Source organism: Nocardioides sp. P5_C9_2 (genome assembly GCF_054049555.1).
Map to the genome: position 1 here is coordinate 1 of NZ_JBFUMD010000007.1, position 24742 is coordinate 24742.

General features: G+C 72.0%; 22 protein-coding genes, 1 tRNA gene and 1 pseudogene. 12 read left to right on the forward strand and 12 right to left on the reverse strand.

The features are described 5' to 3' along the window. The 3 genes from zwf to eda all read left to right on the forward strand — a co-directional run. Nucleotides 1-1000, forward strand: a 1000-nt coding sequence (gene zwf / locus ACXJKL_RS00805; protein WP_457205142.1) for a glucose-6-phosphate dehydrogenase, incomplete at its 5' end; no start/stop codon positions are given. After that, on the forward strand, nucleotides 997-2883 hold the full coding sequence (gene edd, locus ACXJKL_RS00810; protein WP_457205143.1) for a phosphogluconate dehydratase: 1887 nt from the start codon (nucleotides 997-999) through the stop codon (nucleotides 2881-2883). The genes zwf and edd, both read left to right, overlap by 4 nt. Next, a complete protein-coding gene (gene eda, locus ACXJKL_RS00815) occupies nucleotides 2867-3493 on the forward strand; it encodes a bifunctional 4-hydroxy-2-oxoglutarate aldolase/2-dehydro-3-deoxy-phosphogluconate aldolase (protein ID WP_457205144.1) in 627 nt (208 codons plus the stop codon). The genes edd and eda overlap by 17 nt, the downstream gene beginning before the upstream one ends. A 6-nt stretch (nucleotides 3494-3499) precedes the next feature. Here the strand turns inward: eda and ACXJKL_RS00820 are convergent, their stop codons facing one another. After that, nucleotides 3500-4090 (reverse strand): DNA-3-methyladenine glycosylase I, encoded by a 591-nt coding sequence (locus ACXJKL_RS00820; protein ID WP_457205145.1) that lies wholly within the window; start codon nucleotides 4088-4090, stop codon nucleotides 3500-3502. Between the two features lie 118 nt (nucleotides 4091-4208). After that, entirely contained in the window at nucleotides 4209-4937 is a 729-nt protein-coding gene (locus ACXJKL_RS00825) for a flavodoxin family protein (RefSeq protein WP_457205146.1), read from the reverse strand. Between the two features lie 61 nt (nucleotides 4938-4998). Between ACXJKL_RS00825 and ACXJKL_RS00830 the strand changes: the two genes are divergently transcribed. After that, nucleotides 4999-5565: a TerD family protein gene (locus ACXJKL_RS00830; RefSeq protein WP_457205147.1), complete on the forward strand. Its 567-nt coding sequence runs from the start codon at nucleotides 4999-5001 to the stop codon at nucleotides 5563-5565. Between the two features lie 21 nt (nucleotides 5566-5586). On the opposite strand, the gene ACXJKL_RS00835 is transcribed toward ACXJKL_RS00830, so the two are convergent. Both ACXJKL_RS00835 and ACXJKL_RS00840 read right to left on the reverse strand, forming a co-directional pair. After that, entirely contained in the window at nucleotides 5587-6606 is a 1020-nt protein-coding gene (locus ACXJKL_RS00835; protein WP_457205148.1) for a pirin family protein, read from the reverse strand. Then, nucleotides 6578-8989: an FdhF/YdeP family oxidoreductase gene (locus tag ACXJKL_RS00840; RefSeq protein ID WP_457205149.1), complete on the reverse strand. Its 2412-nt coding sequence runs from the start codon at nucleotides 8987-8989 to the stop codon at nucleotides 6578-6580. The genes ACXJKL_RS00835 and ACXJKL_RS00840 overlap by 29 nt, the downstream gene beginning before the upstream one ends. Nucleotides 8990-9080: 91 nt before the next feature. Between ACXJKL_RS00840 and nemA the strand changes: the two genes are divergently transcribed. Then, nucleotides 9081-10169: an N-ethylmaleimide reductase gene (gene nemA, locus ACXJKL_RS00845; protein WP_457205150.1), complete on the forward strand. Its 1089-nt coding sequence runs from the start codon at nucleotides 9081-9083 to the stop codon at nucleotides 10167-10169. Here nemA and ACXJKL_RS00850 read toward each other — a convergent pair whose 3' ends face one another. Continuing rightward, the gene (locus tag ACXJKL_RS00850) at nucleotides 10170-11405 is read right to left on the reverse strand and encodes a homogentisate 1,2-dioxygenase domain-containing protein (RefSeq protein ID WP_457205151.1); all 1236 of its coding nucleotides are present in this window, start codon (nucleotides 11403-11405) and stop codon (nucleotides 10170-10172) included. Between the two features lie 83 nt (nucleotides 11406-11488). Between ACXJKL_RS00850 and ACXJKL_RS00855 the strand changes: the two genes are divergently transcribed. Further along, nucleotides 11489-12376: a hypothetical protein gene (locus tag ACXJKL_RS00855; RefSeq protein ID WP_457205152.1), complete on the forward strand. Its 888-nt coding sequence runs from the start codon at nucleotides 11489-11491 to the stop codon at nucleotides 12374-12376. Beyond that, nucleotides 12373-13596: a fumarylacetoacetase gene (fahA, locus tag ACXJKL_RS00860; RefSeq protein WP_457205153.1), complete on the forward strand. Its 1224-nt coding sequence runs from the start codon at nucleotides 12373-12375 to the stop codon at nucleotides 13594-13596. The genes ACXJKL_RS00855 and fahA overlap by 4 nt, the downstream gene beginning before the upstream one ends. A gap of 72 nt (nucleotides 13597-13668) precedes the next feature. Here fahA and ACXJKL_RS00865 read toward each other — a convergent pair whose 3' ends face one another. Continuing rightward, nucleotides 13669-15060: a hypothetical protein gene (locus ACXJKL_RS00865; protein ID WP_457205154.1), complete on the reverse strand. Its 1392-nt coding sequence runs from the start codon at nucleotides 15058-15060 to the stop codon at nucleotides 13669-13671. Between the two features lie 181 nt (nucleotides 15061-15241). On the opposite strand from ACXJKL_RS00865, the gene ACXJKL_RS00870 reads away from it, so the two are divergent. Next, entirely contained in the window at nucleotides 15242-16162 is a 921-nt protein-coding gene (locus ACXJKL_RS00870) for a metallophosphoesterase (RefSeq protein ID WP_457205155.1), read from the forward strand. Between the two features lie 32 nt (nucleotides 16163-16194). On the opposite strand, the gene ACXJKL_RS00875 is transcribed toward ACXJKL_RS00870, so the two are convergent. Further along, entirely contained in the window at nucleotides 16195-16935 is a 741-nt protein-coding gene (locus ACXJKL_RS00875; RefSeq protein ID WP_457205156.1) for a hypothetical protein, read from the reverse strand. 96 nt (nucleotides 16936-17031) lie between these two features. Beyond that, complete coding sequence (locus tag ACXJKL_RS00880; protein ID WP_457205157.1) at nucleotides 17032-18372, reverse strand: MFS transporter; 1341 nt, start codon at nucleotides 18370-18372, stop codon at nucleotides 17032-17034. Between the two features lie 102 nt (nucleotides 18373-18474). Here ACXJKL_RS00880 and ACXJKL_RS00885 point away from each other — a divergent pair, with 102 nt between their 5' ends. After that, the gene (locus ACXJKL_RS00885) at nucleotides 18475-19890 is read left to right on the forward strand and encodes a tannase/feruloyl esterase family alpha/beta hydrolase (protein WP_457205158.1); all 1416 of its coding nucleotides are present in this window, start codon (nucleotides 18475-18477) and stop codon (nucleotides 19888-19890) included. 46 nt (nucleotides 19891-19936) lie between these two features. Here ACXJKL_RS00885 and ACXJKL_RS00890 read toward each other — a convergent pair. Continuing rightward, a tRNA-Tyr gene (locus ACXJKL_RS00890) sits at nucleotides 19937-20019 on the reverse strand. A gap of 77 nt (nucleotides 20020-20096) precedes the next feature. Here ACXJKL_RS00890 and ACXJKL_RS00895 point away from each other — a divergent pair. Next, a complete protein-coding gene (locus ACXJKL_RS00895; protein WP_056887594.1) occupies nucleotides 20097-20588 on the forward strand; it encodes a YajQ family cyclic di-GMP-binding protein in 492 nt (163 codons plus the stop codon). Between the two features lie 44 nt (nucleotides 20589-20632). Here ACXJKL_RS00895 and ACXJKL_RS00900 read toward each other — a convergent pair whose 3' ends face one another. After that, nucleotides 20633-21586, reverse strand: a complete 954-nt coding sequence (locus tag ACXJKL_RS00900) for a diacylglycerol/lipid kinase family protein (protein WP_457205159.1) — start codon at nucleotides 21584-21586, stop codon at nucleotides 20633-20635. 75 nt (nucleotides 21587-21661) lie between these two features. Here ACXJKL_RS00900 and ACXJKL_RS00905 point away from each other — a divergent pair, with 75 nt between their 5' ends. Then, the gene (locus tag ACXJKL_RS00905; RefSeq protein ID WP_457205160.1) at nucleotides 21662-22471 is read left to right on the forward strand and encodes a DUF1206 domain-containing protein; all 810 of its coding nucleotides are present in this window, start codon (nucleotides 21662-21664) and stop codon (nucleotides 22469-22471) included. On the opposite strand, the gene ACXJKL_RS00910 is transcribed toward ACXJKL_RS00905, so the two are convergent. Together ACXJKL_RS00910 and ACXJKL_RS00915 are read right to left on the reverse strand one after the other, a co-directional pair. After that, a complete protein-coding gene (locus tag ACXJKL_RS00910; RefSeq protein WP_457205161.1) occupies nucleotides 22456-23196 on the reverse strand; it encodes a phosphatase PAP2 family protein in 741 nt (246 codons plus the stop codon). The genes ACXJKL_RS00905 and ACXJKL_RS00910 overlap by 16 nt on opposite strands. Further along, nucleotides 23196-23891, reverse strand: a complete 696-nt coding sequence (locus ACXJKL_RS00915) for a phosphatase PAP2 family protein (RefSeq protein ID WP_457205162.1) — start codon at nucleotides 23889-23891, stop codon at nucleotides 23196-23198. The genes ACXJKL_RS00910 and ACXJKL_RS00915 overlap by 1 nt, the downstream gene beginning before the upstream one ends. 78 nt (nucleotides 23892-23969) lie before the next feature. Here ACXJKL_RS00915 and ACXJKL_RS00920 point away from each other — a divergent pair. Further along, nucleotides 23970-24742: pseudogene (locus ACXJKL_RS00920) on the forward strand (phospholipase); the annotation flags it as partial.

Sequence of the window (24742 nt, forward strand, 5' to 3'; positions counted from 1 at the left end):
GGCCCGGACGATCAACGAGGCCGTGGGCCGGGTCTTCGACGAGTCGCACATCTTCCGCATCGACCACTACCTCGGCAAGGAGAGCGTCCAGAACCTCCTCGTCACCCGCTTCGCCAACACGTTCCTCGAGCCGCTGTGGAACAGCCACTGGGTCGACCACGTCCAGATCACCGTCTCGGAGTCGCTGGGGGTCGGCGAGCGCGGCTCGTACTACGACCGCTCCGGCGCGCTGCGCGACATGGTGCAGAACCACCTGCTCCAGCTGGTGTGCCTCGTGGCGATGGAGCCCCCGACGTACGTCGACCGCGAGACGGTCCGTGACGAGAAGCTCAAGGTCCTCCAGGCCCTGCGCCCGCTGACCCCCGAGCTGGTCGACCACGACGTCGTCGCCGGCCAGTACGCCGCCGGGCTCAGCGGTGGGGTCCTGGCCCCGTCGTACGCCGACGAGGTCGGCCAGGACAGCCGCACCGAGACCTTCGTGGCGCTGCGCACCGAGGTGCAGAACTGGCGGTGGGCGGGCGTGCCGTTCTACCTGCGCACCGGCAAGCGGATGGCGGAGCGGGTCTCGGAGATCGTGGTGGTCTTCAAGGAGCCGCCGCACCCGATGTTCCCCCACAGCGAAGGGCCCACCGAGCCCAACCGGCTGCACATCCGGGTCCAGCCCGACGAGGGCATGCGCCTGCACATGACGGCCAAGGAGCCCGGCCCCGGCGGCATCCGGCTGCGCCCGGTCTCGCTCGACCTGAGCTACGCCACCGCCTTCGGCGGTCGCTCGCCCGACGCCTACGAGCGGCTCCTCATGGACGTCGTCCGGGGCAACACCACGCTGTTCATGCGCCGCGACGAGGTCGAGGCGGCCTGGGCCTGGGTGGCCCCGATCCTCGACCGCTGGTCGCAGCCCACCCACCGCCCGCGGCGCTACCCCGCCGGCACGCACGGACCCGTTGCCGCCGACACGCTCCTGACGCGTGACGGCCGATCCTGGCAGGAGACCGAATGACCACCCAGAGCATCCAGCCCGTCGTCGCGGCGGTGACCGCGCGCATCGCGCAGCGCAGCGCCGTGACCCGCACCGCCTACCTGGCCCGCATCGACGCCGCCGCCGCCAGCGGCCCGGCCCGGGGCAGGCTGGCCTGTGCCAACCTCGCGCACGGCTTCGCCGCCTCCGACGAGCCGGTGAAGTCCGGTCTCCGCTCGGGCCGCAAGCCCAACGTGGCCATCGTGTCGTCGTACAACGACATGCTCTCGGCCCACCAGCCCTTCCGCGACGTCCCGGAGGTGCTCAAGAGGTCCATCGTCCGCGCCGGGGGCCTGGCACAGTTCGCCGGCGGCGTCCCCGCCATGTGCGACGGCATCACCCAGGGCCGCGCCGGCATGGAGCTCTCGCTCTTCAGCCGCGACCTCATCGCGATGTCGACCGCGGTCGCCCTCTCGCACGACATGTTCGACGCGACGATGCTGCTCGGCGTCTGCGACAAGATCGTGCCCGGCCTGCTCATCGGGGCGCTGTCCTTCGGCCACCTGCCCACCGTCTTCGTGCCGGCCGGGCCGATGACGTCCGGGCTGCCCAACGGCGAGAAGGCGCGCGTGCGCCAGCTGTACGCCGAGGGCAAGGTCGGGCGCGAGGAGCTGCTCGAGGCCGAGTCGCAGTCGTACCACTCGCAGGGCACGTGCACGTTCTACGGCACCGCCAACAGCAACCAGATGCTGATGGAGGTGATGGGCCTGCACCTGCCCGACGCGACCTTCGTCAACCCGGGCACCCCGCTGCGCGCCGCGCTGGACCGCGCGGCCGGCGAGCGGGCCGTGGCGATCACGGCCGCCGGCGGCGAGCCCACCCCCGTCGGGCACCTGGTCGACGAGAAGGCGATCGTGAACGCCTGCGTGGCGCTGCTCGCCACGGGTGGCTCGACGAACCACACGATGCACCTGGTGGCGATGGCGGCCGCCGCCGGCATCACCCTCACCTGGGACGACCTGTCGGACCTGTCGGCAGCCGTGCCGCTGCTGACCCGGATCTACCCGAACGGCACCGCGGACATCAACCACTTCGTGGCCGCGGGCGGGACGCCGTTCCTGATCCACACCCTGCTCAAGCACGGCTACCTCCACGACGACGTGCTCACCGTCTCGGGCCGCGGCCTGTGGCGGCACACCCGTGAGGCCCGGCTCGACGGCACGGGTGACACGGCGCGGGTCGTGTGGGAGGAGGGCCCGAAGACCTCGCTGGACACCTCGGTGCTGCGCCCGGCCGACGACCCCTTCGCCCCCGACGGCGGCCTGCGGATGCTCTCGGGTCGGCTGGGCCGCGCGGTCATCAAGACCTCCGCGGTCAAGCCCGAGCACCGGGTCGTCAYCGCGCCCGCGATGGTCTTCGACGACCAGGCGGACTTCCTCGCGGCCTTCGCCGAGGGACACCTCGACGATCGCGACCTCGTCGCCGTGGTGCGCTACCAGGGCCCGGCGGCCAACGGCATGCCCGAGCTGCACAAGCTGATGCCCGCCCTCGGCGTCCTGCAGGACCGGGGCCGGCGCGTCGCCATCGTCACCGACGGCCGGATGTCGGGTGCGTCCGGCAAGGTGCCGGCCGCGATCCACGTGACCCCGGAGGCCGCCCTCGGCGGGCCGCTCGCCCGGGTGCGCGACGGCGACCTGGTCACCGTCGACGCGGAGACCGGGCTGCTCGAGGTGGACCTCACCGACGCCGACCTCGACCGACGCGAGGCCACCGGTCGTGCGCCGCACGACGTGGAGTGGGCCGGCACCGGCCGCGAGCTGTTCTCCGGCTTCCGGGCCATCGTCGGCACCGCCGAGACCGGTGCCAGCGTCATCCGTCCCCTGCCCGCCCCCACCGAGGAGGCCCCCGTTGTCCAGCACGTCTGAGTCCCTGCTGTCCCTGGTCCCGGTCGTCCCGGTCGTCGTCATCGAGGACCTGGACCACGCGGTCCCGGTCGCGCGGGCCCTGGCCAGGGGCGGGCTGCCGGTCATCGAGCTGACCCTGCGCACGCCGGTCGCGCTCGACGCCGTCGCGGCGATCGCGGCCGAGGTGCCGGAGATCCTCGTCGGCGCCGGCACCGTGGTGACGCCCGGCCAGGTGAAGCAGGCGCGGGACGCGGGCGCGCAGTTCCTCGTCTCCCCCGGCTCGACCCCGACGCTGCTCGCGGCGATGGCCGACTCCGGGCTCCCCTTCCTGCCAGGCACGGCGACGGTCTCGGAGGCCCTCGCCGTCCTCGAGGCGGGCTTCACCGAGATGAAGTTCTTCCCCGCCGAGGCCTCGGGGGGTGCGGCCTACCTGAGGTCCATCGCCGCCCCGCTGCCGGCCGCGCGCTTCTGCCCCACCGGCGGCATCACGGCGGCCACCGCGGCGTCGTACCTCGCGCTCCCCAACGTCGGTTGCGTCGGCGGCTCGTGGCTCACCCCGGCCGACGCGCTGGCGGCCGGTGACTGGGACCGGGTCTGCGCGCTCGCCGCGCAGGCCGCCAGCCTGGGCTGAGCCGGCTCAGGACCAGACGCCGCTGGCGCCTCGCCGGTGGCAGCCGACGAGGTGGTCGTCGACCAGGCCGATGGCCTCCATCAGGGCATACATGGTGGTCGGCCCGACGTGGGCGAAGCCCGCCTTCTTGAGCGCCTTGCTGAGGGCGAGGGACTCGGGCGACGTGGTCGCCATCTCGGCGGTGTCGTCTGGCGCCGGGGTCGCGGCGGGACGGAACGAGGCGATGAAGGCCTCCAGCCCGCCCTGCTCCCGCAGGGCCACCGTCGCCCGCGCGTTGGTGATCGCCGCCTCGACCTTGCGACGGTTGCGCACGATCCGGGGCTCGGCCATCAGGCGCTCCACGTCGGACTCGTCGTACGCCGCGACGACGTCGGCGTCGAAGCCGGCGAAGACCTCGCGGAAGGCCTCGCGCTTGTTGAGGATGGTCAGCCACGAGAGCCCCGACTGGAACGCCTCGAGGGTGAGTCGCTCGAGGTGCGCCGCCTCGCCGACGACCCGCAGCCCCCACTCGGTGTCGTGGTAGGTCCGGTTGACGGGGTCGCCCGCCGCCCAGGGGCAGCGCGCGAGTCCGTCGTCTCCGATCACGGGTGCGGCCATGGCGTCATCCTCGCGCACGGCACCGATACGCGCACGGTGCGACCTGAGTCATCGGCTGACTCAGGTCGCACCGCGCGGTGGGACCTGAGTCAGCGGGTGACTCAGGTCGTAGCGGACCTCAGGCCCGGTACTCAGGGTTCTCGAAGTCGAAGCGCGCCCCCGCGTCCCACGCCTTGCGGCTGTTGCCGCCCGAGGGGAACCCGCCGCCGAGGAGCCGCGCGGCGTGCATGAGGTTCCACGTCATGAACGTCGTGTTGCGGTTGGTGAAGTCGTTCTCGGGGCCCCCGCTGCCCTCGTCGAGGTACGACGGGCCCGGTCCGGCCTCGCCGATCCAGCCCGCGTCCGCGTTGGGCGGGATCGTGCAGCCCAGGTGCTGGAGGCTGTAGAGCAGGTTGCTCGCGCAGTGCTTGATGCCGTCCTCGTTGCCGGTGATGAGGCAGCCGCCCACCGTGCCGTAGTAGCCGTACTGGCCCCGGTCGTTGAGCTCCCCGGACATCGCGTAGAGCCGCTCCACCACGCGCTTGGTCACGCTGGAGTTGTCGCCGAGCCAGATGGGCCCGGCCAGCACGATGATGTCGGCCGCCCTCACGATCTCCCACAGCTGCGGCCAGTCGTCCTTCGCGGCGCCGTGCTGCGTCATGTCGGGGTAGACGCCCGGGGCGATGTCGTGGTCGACGGCGCGGACGACGTCGACGTGCACCCCGTGCTTGCGCATGATCGCGGCGCTCACCTCGATGAGGCCGTCGGTGTGGCTCGGGGACGGGCTCGGCTTGAGGGTGCCGTTGAGGTAGACCGCCCGCAGGCCGCTGAAGTCCTGGAAGTCCTGGTCGTTCTGCTCATCGGTCATGAGTGGAGAGTAGTTTCGTGCGCATCGCGGTGACCAGCACCGCAGGCCGGGAGGACGCGACGTGATCGAGCTGACCGAGGGGCAGGAGCTGGCGCTGGCCACCGCCGGGGAGAACCCCCTGGTCCGGTTGCGGATGGGCGTCGGCTGGGAGCACGTGCACACCGGCGGCTTCGCGGGCTCCGGGGCGGCCCCGGTCGACCTGGACGCGTCGGCGGTCCAGTTCGCGGGAGGTGCGCTGTTCGACCTGGCCTTCTTCAACCACCTCGCCACCCGCGACGGCTCGGTGGTGCACCTCGGGGACAACACGACCGGGCGGGGTGAGGGTGACGACGAGGTGATCACCGTCGACCTCACCAAGGTCTACGACAAGGTCGACTCGATCGTCTTCCTGGTCAGCAGCTACCAGGGCCACACCCTGGAGTTCATCCGCAACGCCTACTGCCGGCTCGTCGACGACGCGGGCACCGAGCTGGCCCGCTTCACCCTCACCCTCGGCGTGCGCGAGACCGGCCTGGTGATGGCCCGGCTGGTCCGCAGCGACGGGGGTTGGAACCTGCAGGCGATCGGTGCCGGCGTCCCGCTCAAGACGCCCACGGACGACATCGCGGCCCTGCTCCCCTACGCCTAGCGGCGCTCGCGCAGGCGYCGCCTAGCTACGCTCGCGCAGCCGTGCGTTGGGCAGCGCCGGGGCCGGGATCGGGGCCAGGTGGTCGCCGACCACGACGCCGTACCGGCCCGGCCGCACGTCCTGGCTGTCGGTGACGTCGTCGACCTGCGCCTGCCACTCCTCGCGGAGGCCGACGACCTCGTCGTGGGTGCGGGCCACGAAGTTCCACCACATCACGATGGACTCGCCGAACGGTGGTCCGCCCAGCAGCAGCGCCCGCACGTCCTCGTGGGCCTCCACGGCGAGCGTGTCACGACCGGGCGCCGCATAGACGAGCTCCGAGGGCTTGCCCTCCTGCCCGTCGATCGTGGCGACGCCGCGGTCCAGCAGCAGCCCGTGCTCGAAGTCGGGGTCGACGTCGAGGACCAGCGTGGTCCCCGCGGTGAGCAGGAGCTCGGCGCCGAGGAGCGGGGTGTACGTCGAGACGGGGGAGGTGGTGCCGAGCAGGGAGCCGAGGAAGACCCGGGCCTCCCACCCGTCCCCCGCGACCGGGTCGGGGGCGTGGTGCTCGAAGGCCGGCGCCACGTCACGGGAGTCCCCCGGCAGCGCCACCCAGAGCTGGGCGCCGTGCAGCTCGGAGGTGCCCGGGGTGGAGACCTCCGAGTGGCTGATGCCGCGTCCGGCCGTCATCAGGTTGACCTCGCCCGGACGGACCATCGCGTGGTGGCCGGCGGAGTCGCGGTGCTCGATCTCCCCGGTGAAGAGCCAGCTCACGGTCTGCAGACCGGTGTGCGGGTGCGGGGCGACCTTCATGCCCCCGGTGTCGGACACCAGGTCGGGGCCGTAGTGGTCCACGAAGCACCACGCACCGATCAGCGAGCGACCGCGCTGCGGGAGGGTACGGCGCACGGTCATCGCCCGTGGCCCGCCGAGCGGGACCTCCCGCGGGGCCAGCACCTCGACGCCGCAGGAGGTGTCACCGGCGACGAGGGCCAGCTCGTGGGGGTCACGCTCGGGGTTGGTCATCGCGTGCTCAGGAGAGGTGGTGGGGCTCGTCGTCACGGAGCGAGCCGCTGCTCTGGGCTGCGGAGCCGTGCGAGGGGCCCTCGCCCTGGCCCGCCTCTCCCGGCCGGTCGAGCCGGACCACCACGGACTTGTAGACCGGCTGGTTGCTCTTCTCGGCGGTCGACTCGAGCGGCACCAGCGCGTTGGCCTCCGGGTAGTAGGCGGCCACGCAGCCGCGCGGCTGGTCGTAGGACACGATGCGGAAGGACTGCGCCATCCGCTCGACACCGTCGCGCCACTCGCTGACGATGTCGATGACGTCGCCCTCGGCGTAGCCGAGATCGCGGATGTCCTCGGGGTGGACGAACACGACCCGACGCCCGCCCTTCACGCCGCGGTAGCGGTCGTCGAGGCCGTAGATCGTGGTGTTGAACTGGTCGTGGGAACGCATCGTCTGCAGCAGGAACCGACCGCGCGGCACCTCGAGCACCTCGAGCGGGGTCGAGGTGATGACCGCCTTGCCGGCCTCGGTCTCGAAGATCCGGTTGTCGCGCGGCGGGTGCGGCAGCACGAAGCCGCCGGGCTGGTGGACCTTCTCGTCGTACGACGCGCAGCCGGGCACCACGCGCGCGATCCGGCGGCGGATCTCGGTGTAGTCGTCGCGGAAGGCGGCCCACGGGATCGGCGAGTCCGCGCCCAGGGTGGCCAGCGCGAGCGAGCAGACGATGTCGACCTCGGAGCGCAGGTGCTCCGACGCCGGCTCGAGCGGACCGTGCGAGGCGTGCACGGCCGACATGGAGTCCTCGACGGTGACGCGCTGGACGCGGCCGCCGGTGAGGTCCTTCTCGCTGCGTCCCAGGACGGGCAGGATCAGCGCCTCCCCGCCGTGCACGACGTGCGAGCGGTTGAGCTTGGTGGAGACGTGCACCGTGAGGGCCGCGTTGCGCATGGCGGCCTCGGTCGCCTCGGTGTCGGGGGCGGCGCCGACGAAGTTGCCACCCATGCCCATGAACACCCGGATCTTGCCGTCGCGCAGCGCCTGGATGGAGCCGACGGTGTCGAGGCCGTGCTCGCGCGGCGGCTCGAAGCCGAACTCGTCGCGCAGGGAGTCGAGGAAGTGGTCGGGCACCCGCTCCCAGATGCCCATCGTCCGGTCGCCCTGCACGTTGGAGTGGCCGCGCACCGGGCACACCCCGGCGCCGGGCTTGCCGATGTCGCCGCGCAGCAGCGCCACGTTGACGATCTCCTTGATGGTGCCCACCGCGTTGTGGTGCTGTGTGATGCCCATCGCCCAGCAGGTGATCGTGGCCGGGGAGTCGGCGAACATGCGTGCGGCCTCGGTGATCTGCTCCCGCGTCAGCCCGGTCGAGGCCTCCACCTTGGCCCAGTCGAGGTCGGCGACGTGGGCGACGTACTCGGTGTAGCCGGTCGTGTACTCGGCGAGGAAGTCGCGGTCCACGGCGTCCCACTCGATCAGCAGCGAGCCGATCGCCTGGAAGAGCGCGAGGTCCCCGTTGAGGCGGACCGGCAGGTGCAGGTCGGCCAGGGCGGTCCCGACGGTGAGGCCCTTGGGACGTTGCGGGTTCTTGAAGCGGACCAGGCCCGCCTCCTTCAGCGGGTTGATCGCGATGATGCGGGCACCGCGGGACTTGGCCTCCTCCAGCGCGGACAGCATCCGCGGGTGGTTGGTGCCCGGGTTCTGGCCGACGACCACGATCAGCTTGGCCTGGTGGATGTCCTCGAGGCTCACCGAGCCCTTGCCGATCCCGATGGTGTCGACGAGCGCGGAGCCCGAGGACTCGTGGCACATGTTGGAGCAGTCGGGCAGGTTGTTGGTGCCGAAGGCCCGCACGAAGAGCTGGTAGACGAACGCCGCCTCGTTGGAGGTCTTGCCGGAGGTGTAGAACGTCGCCTGGTCGGGGTGGTCCAGACGGCGCAGGTGCCCGGCCACGGTCGCGAACGCGTCGTCCCACGAGATCGGCGTGTAGTGCGTGGCGCCCGGGCGCAGCACCATCGGCTCGGTGATGCGTCCCTGCTTGCCGAGCCAGTACTCGCTGCGCTCGCCGAGGTCCGCCACCGAGTGGGTCTCGAAGAACTCGCGGTCGAGGTGCTGCTTGGTCGACTCCTCGGCCACCGCCTTGGCGCCGTTCTCGCAGAACTCGGCCGGGTGCCGGTGCCCGGGAGCAGGGTCCGGCCACGCACAGCCCTGGCAGTCGAAGCCGTCGACCTGGTTCAACCGGGTCAGCGTCGAGGCCGTGCGACGGACGCCCATCTGGCCGATGGCCCGGCGCATGGCCACGGCGACGGCGGTGGCACCGGCGGCGGCGTGGGCGCTCGACTCGACCTCGACCTCCGACTCGTCGATGTCGCGGGTGGGGACCTGGCGTGACTCGTTGCGGAGTCGGGCCGGCACGTCTCGAAGCTGGGAGAGAAGGCTCACGGGCCCATCCTGCCTCGCCGCCGTGCGCGGCACACCGCCCGCAGGGGTCGCACCGGGGAATGCGACCCCGGACCCACCTGTTGGGGCGGGCGTGACTGATCTCTTCTCCTCCCTGGACCTCGGCGCCGTCACGGCCCGCAACCGCATCTTCATGGCCCCGCTCACGCGGCAGCGGGCCGAGCAGCCCGGCGACCTGCCGTCGCGGCACGCGGTCGACTACTACCGCCAGCGCGCCAGCGCCGGACTGGTGATCAGCGAGGGCACCCAGATCTCGCCGGAGGGCAAGGGGTACGCCGACACCCCCGGGATCCACAGCCCCGCCCAGGTCGAGGGCTGGCGCGCGGTCACCGATGCCGTCCACGCCGAGGGCGGCCTCATCGCCGCCCAGCTCTGGCACACCGGCCGGGTCGACCACGAGTCGCTGCACGACGGCGCCCTGCCCGTCTCCGCGACCGACCGGCCGTTCCGGTCGCGGACCAGCCTGGTCGACGCCGACGGTGCGGTCTTCCGTGCCGACTGCCCGACGCCGCGCGCGCTCCGGACCGACGAGCTGCCCCGGCTCGTGGAGGACTACGCCGCCGCCACCCGCAACGCCCGCGACGCCGGCTTCGACCTCGTCGAGATCCACGGCGCCCACGGCTACCTGCTCCACCAGTTCCTCGGCTCGACGGTCAACACCCGCACCGACGGCTGGGGCGGCGACCTCGCCGGCCGGCTCCGGCTGCCGCTCGCCGTCGTCGACGCCGCCGCCGAGGCCTGGTCCCCCGACCGGGTCGGCATCCGCATCTCCCCGATCGGCGCCTTCAACGGCCTCGAGGACCCGGACGGTGACGTGACGGGGCTGGCCCTGGCCCGCGAGCTCTCCTCCCGGGGGCTCGCCTTCCTGCACCTCTCCGAGCCCGACTGGGCCGGGGGCGAGCCGCTCACCGACGCGTTCCGCGACGAGCTGCGGACGTCGTACGCCGGGACGATCGTCGGCGCCGGCGCCTACGACAGGGACAAGGCGGAGGAGATGCTGCGCCGTGGGTGGATCGACGCCGCGGCGTTCGGCCGCACGTTCATCGCCAACCCCGACCTGCCGCGCCGGCTGGCGGAGTCGCTGCCGCTCAACGAGCAGGACCGCTCGACCTTCTACGGCGGCGGCGCGGCCGGCTACGTGGACTACCCGGCGTACGCCTGATCAGCTGTTGCTGAACACTGCCGGCCCGCCGTCGGTGCCGTCGGCGTCGGGGCCCCGTCCCGCCCACGTCCAGGCGTAGGCGGGGTCCTCGACGGCACGGCCACCCTCGCCGAGGTCGAGMGGCGCGAAGGTGTCGACCATGACGGCCGACTCCTCGAAGTAGTCGGCCCCCAACGACGCCTCGATCGCCGAGGGCTGCGGACCGTGGGCGTAGCCGCCCGGGTGCAGCGAGATCGACCCCAGGTTGATGCCCGAGCCCTTGCGCGCCTCGTAGTCGCCGCCGACGTAGAACATGACCTCGTCGCTGTCGACGTTGGAGTGGTAGTAGGGCACCGGCACCGCGAGCTCGTGGTAGTCGACCTTGCGGGGCAGGAAGTTGCAGATCACGAAGTTGTGGCCCTCGAAGACCTGATGCACCGGCGGCGGCTGGTGGACCTTGCCGGTGATGGGCATGAAGTCGTCGATGTTGAACGTGTAGGGATAGAGGCAGCCGTCCCAGCCGACGACGTCGAAGGGGTGCGTCGCGTAGGTCATCCGGGTGCCGACGATCCCGGCGCTCGTGCGGTGCTTGACCAGCACGTCGACGTCGGTGAGGCCGACGCTGCGCTCGCTCAGGGCGTCGAGGTCGACCGGACCGTGCAGGTCCCGCTCGCAGTACGGCGCGTGCTCGAGGAGCTGGCCGAAGCGCGACAGGTAGCGCTTGGGTGGGTGGACGTGGCTGTTGGCCTCGACGGCGTAGAGGCGGCTCGGCTCGGCCGGCACCCACCGGTGGGTGGTCGCCCGCGGGACCACCACGTAGTCACCGGCGCGGTAGGCCACCACGCCGAAGACGGTCTCCACGGTGCCCGAGCCCTGCTCGACGTACACGCACTCGTCGCCGATGGCGTTGCGGTAGAGCGGCGACGGCTCCGTGCCGGTGCGCACGTAGGCGATGCGGACGTCGTTGTTGCCCAGCACGAGCCGCCGGCCCTCGACGGGGCAGGCGCCGGTCTCGAGGTCGTGCAGCCGCAGGTGCCGCGCCTTGAGCGGGTGGTTGGGCGTGCGGGACTGGTCCGCGAGCTCCCACACCTGGCTGTCGACCAGCGCCGACGGCACCCCGCGGTGGTAGAGCAGGGAGGAGTCGGAGGAGAAGCCCTCCTCCCCCATCAGCTCCTCGAAGTAGAGCCGCCCGTCGGCGTCGCGGTGCTGCGTGTGCCGCTTCGCAGGGATCGTGCCCGTGCTCCGGTAGTGCGCCATCGTGTCCGCCTCGTCCTCGATCGCATGTCGTCCGATAAACGGACGCGGTCGTCCGCTATACGATTCGTGGCTAGAGTAGCGCCGTGCCCCCCTCCCGACCAGTCATGTCCTCGTCCGCGTGGTCCGGCCTGCTCGACGACGCCGCGATCTTCCCGCCCGGCGACGTGCCGCTCCACGAGGCCACCGCCGCGCACGGTCGGCACCGCGACGCGTCGTACGGCGACCTGCTGGGCTCGTTCGTCCTCAAGGACACCGACCTGCCGCTGGTCCGCGGCATGGCCCACCCGCTGTCGGTGGTCGTCACCGGAGGGGCCGGCCAGGTCGCCGGGCCGCTCGGTGCCGCGTCCCGCCTCGGCCTACCGGTGGCCGGCCTGGAGATCGCGCTGCGCGACCCGGACGACCTGGCCGGCAACGCCCGCCGGGTGGTCGCAGCGCTCGACCACGCCCGCGCCGAGGGCGTGCTCGACGACGACGTCGCGGTGTACGTCGAGCTGCCGCAGGGCGAGGTGTCCTACGGGTGGGAGGCGGCGGCCGACGAGGTCGCGGCCGCCGAGCTGCGGCTCAAGCTGCGCACCGGTGGCCTCGAGGCCCACCTCTTCCCCACCGCCGGCCGCCTGGCCGCCTGGATCGACGCCGCGCTGGACCGGGAGCTGCCCTTCAAGTGCACCGCGGGACTGCACCACGCCGTGCGCCACACCTCGGCCGAGGGCTTCGAGCAGCACGGCTTCCTCAACGTCCTGCTCGCCACCGTCGCCGCCTTCGACGGCGCCGCGCGCGACGAGACCGTCGCCCTGCTCGAGGAGCGCGATGCCGAGCGGCTCGAGGTCACCGAGGAGGCCGTCACGCGTGCCCGGCGCTGGTTCGCCTCGTTCGGCACCTGCTCGATCGACGAGCCGGTCGCCGACCTGCGCTCGCTCGGCCTCCTCCCGCCCGACTCCCACTCCCCCGACACGACGGAGCAGCCCTCATGACCGGTTCGACCACCACCTGGGTGGAGGGCGCCGCCGGCTCGCTCTTCGACCTCGACAACCTGCCGTACGGCGTCTTCTCGCTCGAGGGCGACGGCCCACGGGTGGGGGTGCGCATCGGCGACCACGTGCTCGACCTCGCCCCGGTCGCGGAGATCGGCGACCGCGCCTCCGCCCTGGCGGCGGCGTGGCGGACGCCGAGCCTCAACGCCTTCATGGCGATGGGCGCCGAGCAGTGGGCGATCGCCCGGGGGTGGATCACCGAGGTCCTCGCCAATGACGTGCACGAGGCCCGCACCGCCCCGCACGTGCACCCGTTGTCGGCCGTGGAGCTGCACCTGCCGGTCGAGGTGGGTGACTACGTCGACTTCTACGCATCACGGCACCACGCCTCGAACGTGGGCCGGATCTTCCGCCCCGACCAGGAGCCGCTGCTCCCCAACTGGAAGCACCTGCCGGTCGGCTACCACGGCCGCGCGGGCACCGTCGTGCCGTCCGGGACCGACATCGTCCGCCCCTGCGGCCAGCGCAAGGCGCCCGCCGAGGACGCTCCGACCTACGGGCCGAGCCGGCGCCTCGACATCGAGGCCGAGCTGGGCTTCGTGGTCGGCACCCCGACGCAGCTCGGCGAGCGGGTGTCGACCGCCGACTTCGCCGCGCACACGTTCGGGGTCGTGGGCCTCAACGACTGGTCGGCGCGCGACGTGCAGGCGTGGGAGTACGTCCCCCTCGGCCCCTTCCTCGGCAAGTCGTTCGCCACCTCGATCAGCCACTGGGTGACCCCGCTCGCCGCGCTGGACGCCGCGTGGACCGACCTGCCGGGCCAGGACCCCGAGCCCCTCGACTACCTGCGCGTCGACGGCCCGGCGGGGCTGGACATCGCGGTCGAGGTGGTGCTGGACGGCGAGGTCGTCTCCCGACCGCCGTACGCCTCGATGTACTGGTCCCCGGCCCAGATGCTCGCCCACACCACCGTCAACGGCGCCACCGTGCGCACCGGCGACCTGTGGGCCTCGGGCACCATCTCGGGCCCCGGCGTCGACGAGCGCGGCTCGCTGCTCGAGCTGAGCTGGGGCGGCCAGGAGCCGTTCACCGTCGCCGGACGCGAGCGCACCTTCCTCGAGGACGGCGACGTGGTCACGCTGCGCTACACCGCCCCCGGCACGGCGGGCGGTCGGATCGCGCTGGGCGAGGTGACCGGGCGCGTCGTGCCTGCCCGCTGAGCCCGGCGACCGCTCCGGCGCCAGACGGTATCGAGTGGCCGCTCAGGACGGCTGAGGGTGGCGGGCCGGGACTCAGTCGTGTGCGGTGCCGGCGTAGGAGACCCGCCACCCGTAGTCGGTGTCGGCGGGCTCCACGATCGCGTAGTGGGTCGCCTCCGGCGCGGCCTCGAAGGCGATCTCGCAGTCCTGGGTACCCTCGCCGTTGTCACGGCAGCCGGTGACCTCGCCGCCACGGCCGTCGGCGAAGCCGACCAGCAGGTCCCACTCCGCGTCGTCGACGACCGCGGGGTCCAGCAGGCTGCCCCGGTCGCGGGCGGCGGCGGCCGCGAGAAGGGCGTCCAGCGTCGACCCCGGCGAGTAGGCCCGCACCTCGGCCCCGGGGAGTGCCAGGGCGCGGCACTCCGCGAGGGTCACGTCGCACCGCACCGGCAGCGGGGGCAGGTCGCCGTCGGGCAGCAGCACCGCGACCAGCGTCCGGTCGTCCTCCCACGCCCAGGTCCCCACCGCGAAGCCTCCGCCCTCGGGTGCGCGCAGCACGACCTCGTCGCCGCCCGCGACCGGCAGGGTGGTGAGCGTGTCGACCGCGGAGACCTCGCCGCCGAGGGTGCCGGGCGGCGAGAACAGCAGCCAGGTGCCTCCCGGGCTGATCCCCAGGTCGTCGTACCTCGGGATCGCGGCGGTGCGCTCGAGACGGCCGTCGGTCGAGAGGTCGGCGAGGTAGGGCTCGACGCTCTGCGGGTCGGAGTCCATGCCGTCGACGACGAGCAGGCCGGCGGGCGTTGCGGCCAGGACCTGCTGGTCGGGCGCCGTCTCGGCGAGGTCGATGACCGTGCGCTGGTCGCCGACCTGCGCGCGCCACACCAGGCTGGTGCGGCGGCCCTGCACGACGATGTCGCCGTCGTCGGTCACCGCGCGGACCCGGATCGGGACGCCGTCCTCGGTGCGCGGCAGGTCGATCGGTGCCTGCCCGAAGCCCTCGCCGGCCGGCTGGGTGTCGAAGCCGCTCAGTCGGGCCTTCCCGTCGCTGACGTCGACGAGGGCCACGAACCCGCCTCCGGGGGAGATCACCGGGGGCTGCTCGAGCTCGGCACCGATGGGGCCGGGATCGAGGCCGGGGCCGCCCGACCACCACGAGCCGTCCCGCGCGTGCGCGATCCAGACGTCGTCGCGGAACTCCACGGAGTCGAACTCGCCCGGCACCCGCTCCCCGCCGACGGTGAGCCGGCCGTCGATGACGAAGGGCATGGTCGGCGGGGCCTCGGAGACGGAGTCGTCGTCCGCCGGCGCCATCGTGGTCGGCGTGCCGGTCGAGCGCGCCGCCGGCTCCGGCTCGTCGTCGCCATGCTGGCTGACCACCAGCGCCGGGATGCCGAGCGCCAGCGCGGCCGCGACCGCCACCAGCAGCGGAGCGCGCAGCCGTGAGGAGGGTCGTGGGCGGTCGGCGTGCTCGTCGTACGGGTCCATCCGAGATCTCCCCTCGTGTCTTCACCCGTACGACGCACCGGGGGCGCGATTCGTTGCCGCGGCAGCGGCCGGCATTCCGGGCGTCCACACGTCCAGGGAAGGACCGTGACGCCCACGCAGGGGGCGAGCGGCTGGACGCCGTGTCACCGACGTCCCTGCCGAGTACGGCTAGCGTGGGGACGTGAAGCAGCTCGGCCAGCACCCACCGCCCCGGCACACCGTCGCCCACCTGTCCGACCCGCACCTGCTGGCGCACGGACGGCTGCAGTTCGGCGCCGTCGACACCGAGGCCGGGCTGGTCCGGGCCCTCGACCGGCTCGCCGCCGTCGACCCGCCGCCCCGGGCGCTCGTCTTCACCGGCGACCTCGCCGACAAGGCCGAGCCCGAGGCCTACGCGCGCCTGCGTGCCCTCGTCGAGCCGGCTGCCGAGGCGATGGGAGCGGCGGTCGTCTGGACGATGGGCAACCACGACGAGCGGGCGCCGTACGCCCGAGGGTTGTTCGGCTCCGACGACGACGGTCCCCAGGACCGGGTCCACGAGGTGGACGGGCTGCGGATCGTGGCGCTGGACACGAGCGTCCCGGGCTACCACCACGGCGACCTGTCCGACGGGCAGCTGGCGTGGCTGGCCGACGTGCTGGCGACGCCGGCCCCGCACGGCACCCTGCTCGCGATGCACCACCCGCCGCTCCCGCTGCCGATGCTGCGCGCGGCCGAGCTGATCGAGCTGCACGACCAGGACCGCCTCGCGGCGGTGGTCGAGGGCACCGACGTGCGCGGCGTCCTGGCCGGGCACCTGCACTTCTCGACGTGGTCGACCTTCGCCGGCGTCCCTGTCTCGGTGGCCTCGGCGTCCTGCTACACCTCCGACCCGGCACCGGTGGACCGGTTCGTCTCGGGCGTCGACGGTGGACAGTCCTTCACGATGGTCCATGCGTACGACGACCGGCTGGTGCACACGATCGTGCCCCTGGTCGCGGGTCCCGAGGTCACCGGGCTGGGCGTCGACATCCGCGACGCCCTGGAGTCGCTCGACCTCGCGGAGGCGGTGGAGCTGGCCTCCGGCAAGACGTCGCCGTTCAACACGGGCGACGGGACGTAGACCCCCCGGCCACGCCCCGCCGCCCGTGGGTCTCAGGGGCGGTCGCTGGAGTCGCCGGTCACCACGACGTAGAAGCGCTTGCGGTTGTCGGGGGTGGTCACGCCGCCGTCGCTGAGGCGGGGGCTCACCACGAGGTGGCTGGTGTTGCCGGTGCCGGGGGGTGCGCAGTTGACGACGCCGGGCTGGCACATGGCCGCCGAGATCTCACCGGAGAACTCGGGGTTGGCGTCGGCTCCGGTGGCGCGGCCGTTGGTGACGGTGTCGCCGTTCTGGTCGACGGTGTTCTGGAGCGCCACGACGGCCAGGACGCCGTTGTCGGCGAGGTCCTCCCCGGCGTTGATGTAGACGTTGCCGTTGGCGCGCAGGCCGTTGACGTCGGCGCCCATCGGGGCGAGCGTCGGGTAGGCGGCGGTCACGGCGAACCCGCCGGACTGGGCCACGATCGCACCGGTCGCGTCCACCAGCGCCCAGCGGCCGACGCCGGCGGGACCCTGCGCCCCTGCCGGGAGCTGGCCGTCCGCGAAGTCCCGCGACTTCAGCGACTTGTCGCGGATGTCCATGGAGCCCAGGGAGCCGTTCTTGACGTCGCGCCCCTTGAGGTTGTTGTCCTTGACGTCCACCGACTTGATCGAGTCGTTCCGGATGCCGTCGGAGCCGATCAGCCCGGTGGCGTACGACGTGCCGGTCGACGCGACCACCAGGGCCATGACGGAGACGGCCATCGACGGCGAGGGACGACGCACGGAGGGGAGGCGCATGGAGGGAGGACGCATGGTGGGACCCTTCTTCGGCGGACACCGTCGCTCGACGGTTGTGCCTGCTTCGGAGTGACCCGCATCACCGGATTGGTCCGGCCCCCCGACAAATCCTCAGACTCCCTCGGTCCCGATCCCGGGGTGCACGAACGGACGCCCGGCCCTCATCTGCTCGGTGGCTCCCGGGTGCACGCGGGCGAGGTGGGCCAGCGCCCGGCGCCGGTAGCGCAGGACCTGCACCACGCCGAGCCCCCAGAACAGGTACTGCACCGACAGCGCGAGGCGGTAGTCGTCGAGGGTGTAGGCGTCCATGCCGCCCGGCTCGACGAGGTCGAGGACGACCCCGATCAGGGCCATCGCCAGCAGCGAGGCGGTGAAGCCGCCCACGTTGACCAGGCCGTTGGCACGGCCGATGGCCTGCACGGGGTTGAAGGTGCGGGCGAGGTCGAAGCCGACCATCGAGGCGGGCCCGCCGGTCGCGGTCGCACAGGCCATGACGACCACGATCCACGCGGGGGCGGGGCCGGGCCAGACGAGCACCACCGTCCAGGGGACGACCATCGAGGCGACGACCCCCAGGACGATCCACGAGCGCCAGTAGGGCAGGCGGCCGACGAGGCGGGCCAGGCCCAGCCCGCTGACCACCGCGCACCCCGTCATCACCATCAGCAGGGTGCTCGCCGCGGCCTCCGACCACCCGAGCCCCTGCACCAGGAACGGGTAGCCCCACAGCAGGGCGAAGACCGTGACGGCGAACTGGGAGGTGAAGTGTGACCACATGCCCAGCCGGGTGCCGGGGTTGCCCCACAGGATGCGCACGGACTGGGCGAGGGCGCGCAGCTTGACCTGGACGACCTCCTCGCGCTGGTACGGCGAGTCCTTGATCAGCAGGGCGACGGCCACGAGCAGCACGATCCCCACGCTCGACACGAGCCCGAAGGCACCCGTCCACCCCAGTCGGTCGAGCAGGAAGGCGAGCGGCGCGGCCGCGACGATCGCCCCCATCTGGCCGACGAGACCGGTGAGCTGGGTGATCACCGGGGCCTGGCGCACCAGGAACCACACGGAGACCAGTCGGATCACGCTCACGAAGATCATCGCGTCGCCGGCCCCGAGCACGGCCCGCGCGAGGACGGCGCCGCCGAACGAGGTGGTGAAGGCGAAGACCAGCTGGCCGACGGTCATCAGCGCCAGTCCCACCAGGAGCATCGCCCGGGACCCGTAGCGGTCCAGCATGACGCCCACCGGCACCTGCATCGCGGCGTACACGACGAGCTGGAGGACGGTGAAGGTCGCCAGGCTGGTGGCGTTGATGTGGAAGCGCTCCGCGGCGAGCAGTCCGGCGACACCCAGCGAGCTGCGGTGGAAGACCGCGAGCACGTAGACCGAGAGGGCCACCACCCAGACGGCCCACGCCCGGCGGCGACCGATGTCGTGGATCTGGAGGCTGCTCACGAGCGCCAGTCTGCCCCCGGTGCCCGGGCCACACGCGGGGCGGTCCGATGTGTGAGGAGGCCACATTGTCGTGACGTGACGTCGGTCACGACAGTGGGCTGCATGACCCCTCTTCCGCACCTCCTCGCCCGGGCGACAGCCCTCGTCGTGCTCGCCGCAGGCGCGCTGGCCGTCAGCCCGGCCGGCACCGCCTCCGCCGGCACGGCCGACCGCGCGCCCCACCCCGACCCCACCGGACCGGGCTGGTGCGCCGACCACGACGCCCTCACGGTCAAGGGTGCCGAGCTCCAGGTCTCGGCCTGCCTCGACGACCTCACGACGGCCGGCACGGTCGCCTCCGGCCACACCAACCAGGCCGACTGGAACGGCCTGCACGCCGCCGGCACCCGCAACCCGAGCGGCGTCCCGGGCATCCAGGTCGACGGCTACTTCCCCGACACCTCGACCACCAACACCAACCACGGCTGGAACCACGACGCCCAGTTCGTCATCCGGCTCCCCGAGGAGTGGAACGGCGGGGTGGTGGTCACCGGAGCGCCCGGCGTGCGCGGCCAGTACGCGAACGACTTCATCATCAGCGACTGGGTGCTGAGCAAGGGCTACGCCTTCGCCTCGACCGACAAGGGCAACACCGGGGCGGCGTTCTACCGCGACGGCTCGACCCCCGGCGGCTCGATCCGCGAGTGGCACCAGCGGGTCACCCAGCTCACCCGCGCCACCAAGCGCGTGGCTCGCCAGGCGTACGGCAGCCAGCCCGAGCGCACCTACATGGCCGGCATCTCCAACGGCGGCTACCTGACGCGCTGGCAGCTGGAGAAGAACCCGCAGCTCTTCGACGGCGGCCTCGACTGGGAGGGCACCCTCTTCCGCGCCGAGGGCCCGAACCTGTTCACCTTCCTGCCGACGGCACTCAAGAACTACCCGGCGTACGCCGCGACCGGGGACCAGGCCGCCCACGACGCGATCATCGGCGCCGGCTTCGCGCCCGGGTCGGAGTTCCTCTGGCCGTTCCACCACTCCTACTACTGGGACCTGACCCAGCGGATCTACCGCGAGGAGCTCGACCCCACGTGGGACGGCGCGCTGGACGCCGGGGTGCCGTTCTGCGCCAGCGGGACGCCGTCGTGCGACGCGGACTACGACTACGCGTCGCGTCCGAGGTCGGTGAAGGACGCCATGCGGTCGATCTCGCTCACCGGCCGCATCCGGCGGCCGATGATCACCGTGCACGGCTCCCTGGACACGCTGCTGCCCCCGGCCGTGGACTCCGACGTGTACGACGCGCTGGTCGACCGGGCCGGCAGCGGCCGGCTCCACCGCTACTACCTGGTCGAGGACGGCACGCACACCGACGGCCTCTACACGGCCTACCCCGACCGGCTGCGGCCGCTGCTCCCCTGCGCCCGCGACGCGTTCGACCTGCTGACCGCCTGGGTGGAGGACGGGGTGGCACCGCCTGCCGACGGCTTCCGGCCGCGACCCGCCGACGGCGACCTGCTCAACACCTGCACCCTCTGAGGGACAGCAGAACGGCCGGACCCGTGCGGGTCCGGCCGTTCGTGTGTGGCAGATGAAGGATTCGAACCTTCGAAGGCGTAAGCCGACGGATTTACAGTCCGCTCCCATTGGCCGCTCGGGCAATCTGCCAGTGCGTCACCCCTGTGGGGATCAACAGCACGAGAGGATAGCGTCTGTCGCACCTACAGGAGAAACCGGAGGGACCCATGGCCGACTCGAGCTTCGACATCGTGAGCAAGCTGGACCGTCAGGAGGTCGACAACGCGCTGGGACAGGCGGCGCGGGAGATCGCGACCCGCTTCGACTTCAAGGGCACGGGCGCCACCATCGAGTGGCAGGGCGAGCAGGCGATCGAGATCACCGCGTCCGCCGACGACCGCGCGACCGCGGTGCTCGACGTCTTCAAGGACAAGCTCATCAAGCGCAACCAGAGCCTCAAGATCCTCGACGCCTCCGAGCCGCGGGCGTCCGGGCAGCAGTCCAAGATCTCGATCGCGCTCAAGGAGGGGATCACCTCCGAGGACGCCAAGAAGATCGGCAAGCTGATCCGCGACGAGGGCCCCAAGGGCGTGAAGGCGCAGGTCCAGGGCGACGAGCTGCGGGTGTCGTCGAAGAAGCGCGACGACCTGCAGGCGGTGCAGGCGCTCGTGAAGGCGCAGGACTACGACTTCGCGGTCCAGTTCACCAACTACCGCTGATTCACGCGCAGAAGCGAGCCAGGGCCCTCCCAGAGTCCCCGCCCTCAGGCGCTGTCCGGTCCGACGCGGACCACGAGGGACGCTGGCTGTACCACGAAGCGCAGCCGGCCCGCCGCGGTCAGGACGTCGCCGTCGACCTCGCACAGCTGTGGCGGGTCGACCCGCACGGTGAGGTCACTGCCCCGGTGGCGCTGGAGCGAGGGCCCGTCGCCGCGGTTGGTCAGCACTCGGGCGGCTACCCCGATCCACTGGGTCAGGTTCTCGGGGCTGACGACGGCCACGTCCAGCTGGGCGTCATCGACCTCGGCATCGGGCAGCAGCACCATGCCTCCGGTGAGCTCGCCGCAGTTGCCGACCACGACCGTGCGGGCCGTGCAAGGCTCGCCCGCGCGCCCGTCCACGACCAGGTCGAGCTCGAAGGGGTCGTCGCCCAGGTGCGCGCCACCGCTGGTGACGTAGGCCGCCCAGCCGACCTTGTCCTTCACGCCCTCGGGGGCGCCATCCATGATCTGGGCGTCGAAGCCGACTCCGGCCATGACGGTGAAGCAGTGGACGTTGTCGGCGCCGGTGTGCAGGTCACCACTGCGTTGGCCCTGGTCGGGGTCGACGACCATCCATCCGACATCGATCGTGCGGTCCTGGCCGGAGAACGCCGCGACGGCCGCGGTGGCCAGGGAGTCGACCGGGAGCCCGAGGTTGCGGGCCAACAGGTTCCCGGTACCGCCCGGGAGCAGACCCAACGCGACGCCGGTGCCCACGAGCTCCTGCGCCACCGCCCGCACYGTGCCGTCGCCCCCGAGGACGCACACCATGCCGGCGCCGTCGCGCACGGCCTGCCGGGCCTGACCGAAGCCGGGGTCCTCCTCGGTCGTCTCGACCAGTGTCAGCGCCCCGATGCCGGCCGCGGTGGCGGCGTCCTCGAGAACCGTGCGGACATCAGCGATCGCGACCTTCATCGGGTTGACGATGACGGTGATTGAAGAACCTGTGGCATTCACGCGCGTACCCTGTCACGGCGTCTGCGATGCTTCGCGGCGGCGGTCCGGTGAGGACCGGTGGGCGAGGGAGGAATCATGAACAGCATCAGCGATCGAGCCGGCAACATGGGCGGGTCCGCGAACAACGCGGCAGAAAAGACCGGTGACCATCCCGTGGTCGAGTGGGGAGCACGCGTCGGCTACGGCGCGAGCGGCGTCCTGCACCTGCTGCTGGCGTACCTGACCGCAGACATCGCCGTGGGCGGGGCCAGCAGGCAGGCGAGCCAGTCGGGGGCGCTGGCGACACTCGCGCAGGAGCCGTTCGGGCAGGTCCTGCTCTGGGTGATCGCGGTCGGGTTCGCCCTGCTCGCCGTGTGGCAGCTGACCGAGCTCATCACCCGGCACAAGGCGTTCGACAAGGCGAAGGCCGGCGGCAAGCTCGTCCTGTACGCCGCGCTCGCCTGGACCTCTGCCGTCTTCGCCTCCGGCGGTCACACGTCGAGCAACAAGCAGACCAAGGACTTCACGGTCACCCTGATGGAGGCGCCGGCAGGGCGGTTCCTCGTCGGTCTGGTCGGGGTCGCCATCATCGGCATCGCCGGCTACCACGTGTACAAGGGCTGGCAGGAGAAGTTCCTCGGGGACCTGCAGGAGCACCCGGGCAGGGCCGTGGTCGTCGTCGCCAAGGTCGGCTACATCGGCAAGGGCATCGCGCTTGCGGCCGTGGGCGTCCTCTTCATCACGGCTGCGATCCAGCAGCATGCGGGTGAGGTCACCGGCATGGACGGCGCRCTCCGATCGATGCAGGACCTTCCGGCCGGGATGGTCATCCTGCTCGGYATCGCGCTCGGCCTGGCGGCCTACGGCGTGTACTCCTTCGCGCGCGCCCGCTACGCGCGCGTCTGACCCACGGCATCTGCGTCCGTGTCGGTGCCGGCATCGGTACCGGCGCCACGGCGCAACCAGCACCACGCGAGTGCGACCGCGACCATGCCGTTGACCATGGCCACGATCACGTCGCTGACATGGTGCATGCCGCGATAGAGCCGCGCCGTGCCGACGAGGAACGGGATCGCCAGGCACACGCCGACCACCACCCTGCGCAGCACCGGGTTCGGGATCCGCAGCGCCATCAGCRCCAGCGTGAAGTAGAGCCCGGTCGCGGCACCGGTGTGCCCGCTCGGGAAGCTCGAGGTCGGCGGCGAGTCGTCCAGCTTCTCGACATCGGGGCGCTCGCGGTCGATGAGGAGCGTGGTGAAGAAGAAGACCAGCGCCTGGAGGCTGATCGCGATGAGGGGTACGACCGCGTACCACCACTGCTTGGTCCGCCACCAGACCAGCGCGACCACGACCAGGCACACCCCGACGATGCTGACCGTCGCGCCTGTCCACGAGAAGAAGAGCGTGACCGAGTCCCAGAACGTCGTGCGTGACGACTCCAGGCTCTTGTTGACGCTCTCCTCGGAGACGCCGAGGTCCTTGAGCGGGCCGCCGGTGAGCAGCCAGCCCATGGCGAGCACGGCCAGCCACCACACGACCATGGGGGCCAGGGCGCGGACCGCCAGGTCACGGCCGGCCTGCTTGGCGGTGGGTCGGGACGTGTCGTCCTGCCAGCGGGTGAGGAACGCCATCAGTGTGAACCTTTCGTCGTGCTGTCGGTGGGGTCGGGTGGAGTCCAGCCCATGTAGCCCGCGTAGGACGCGAGTGTCAGCCCGCAGCCGAGCAGCACGCCGGCCGTGACGTCGGACAGGAAGTGGGCACCCGCAAAGAGCCTGTCGGCACAGGTCACGAGCACCCAGGCCGCACCGAGGCCGATCAGCAGCCCTCGTACGCGGGTACCGACGAGATGCCAGACCAGCAGGACGACCACGGTGACGACGATCGCGTTGTTGGTGGCGTGACCGGAGGGAAACGAGAATCCGGCGTGCGGGGCGATCGGGTCGTCGATCTCGGGACGCGCACGGCGTACGAGGAGCTTGAGCACGACCGCCACGGCCCAGCCGGCAGTCATCGTCGCCAGCGCCCACCAGGCCCGCGTCCTCAGGTGCTTGCCGAACCAGACGTAGAGGCTCACCGGCAGACCCACGAACACGTACATCACCCACGGCTGGCTGACCATCTCCCAGGTCTCGACGAAGGACCCGAACCGTGGGTGCCCGCGCGTGTAGTCGGTGGCGGCAACGATGATGTCCTGGTCGAGGACCACCAGCGGGTCGTACTTGGTGCGGATGAGGAACGCCAGCACCCCCAGAGGGACCGCGACGACAACGGCGTAGACGACCGCACGCGTGAGCCGGCGCCAGCGGGAGACGCCGAGGGTGTCCATGGCGGCATCCTTGCACTGCCGGTGTCCGGTGCCGGGAGGYGGCCACCGGCACGTCACGTCCTTGACACGGCCGACAAGATGACTGCCGTGGATGTGCGCGCATGGCTCCTGACCAGCCGGGAGCGCGAGAACCCGCACACCCGAATCGACGACGTTCGCGGCGACGGAACGGCGTGGAGCTGCGGCAACACGGTGCGAGCCATCGTCCACGGTCGGCCCTACTTCGAGGAGCTCCACGAGCGCATCACCGGCCTCGGCGCCGGGGACCGTCTCTACTTCGCCGACTGGCAAGGCGACCCGGACCAGCTGCTCACCGACGACCCTGCGTCGACCCTCAACGCCACGTTGGTCGCGGCATGCCACCGCGGCGTCGACGTACGTGGTCTGCTGTGGCGGTCCCACTGGCATCGCTTCGGCTTCAGTGCCCACCGGCACCGCTATCTCGGCGACGAGATCGGTGAGGCCGGCGGGCAGTGCCTGCGAGACATGCGGGTGCGGACCCGGGGTGCCCACCACCAGAAGTTCGTGGTCATCCGGTACGCCGAGGACCCCACCCGCGACATCGCCTACCTCGGTGGCATCGACCTGTGCCATGGCCGGCGCGACGACCACGCCCACCACGGCGACCCTCAACCCGTGGAGCTCGCCAAGGCATACGGCCCCACCCCGCCGTGGCACGACGTCCAGGTGGCGATCCAGGGCCCCGGCGTGCACGACGTGGAGACGACGTTCCACGAACGCTGGGAGGACAGCACCCCGCTCACCGTCAACCCGGTGCGTCTGGTGTCGAGCTGGGCGCACCGCGAGGACCTCTCCCCCGACCCGCTCGTTGCCCAGACACCGCCGCCGCC

Bases quoted from the DNA above. Each gene is read 5' to 3' on its own strand.
- ACXJKL_RS00820 (WP_457205145.1), bottom strand. From the start codon at position 4,090: ATGGCCGCACCCGTGATCGGAGACGACGGACTCGCGCGCTGCCCCTGG.
- ACXJKL_RS00825 (WP_457205146.1), bottom strand. From the start codon at position 4,937: ATGACCGATGAGCAGAACGACCAGGACTTCCAGGACTTCAGCGGCCTG.
- fahA (WP_457205153.1), top strand. From the start codon at position 12,373: ATGACCGGTTCGACCACCACCTGGGTGGAGGGCGCCGCCGGCTCGCTC.
- ACXJKL_RS00865 (WP_457205154.1), bottom strand. From the start codon at position 15,060: ATGGACCCGTACGACGAGCACGCCGACCGCCCACGACCCTCCTCACGG.
- ACXJKL_RS00875 (WP_457205156.1), bottom strand. From the start codon at position 16,935: ATGCGTCCTCCCTCCATGCGCCTCCCCTCCGTGCGTCGTCCCTCGCCG.
- ACXJKL_RS00885 (WP_457205158.1), top strand. From the start codon at position 18,475: ATGACCCCTCTTCCGCACCTCCTCGCCCGGGCGACAGCCCTCGTCGTG.
- ACXJKL_RS00895 (WP_056887594.1), top strand. From the start codon at position 20,097: ATGGCCGACTCGAGCTTCGACATCGTGAGCAAGCTGGACCGTCAGGAG.
- ACXJKL_RS00915 (WP_457205162.1), bottom strand. From the start codon at position 23,891: ATGGACACCCTCGGCGTCTCCCGCTGGCGCCGGCTCACGCGTGCGGTC.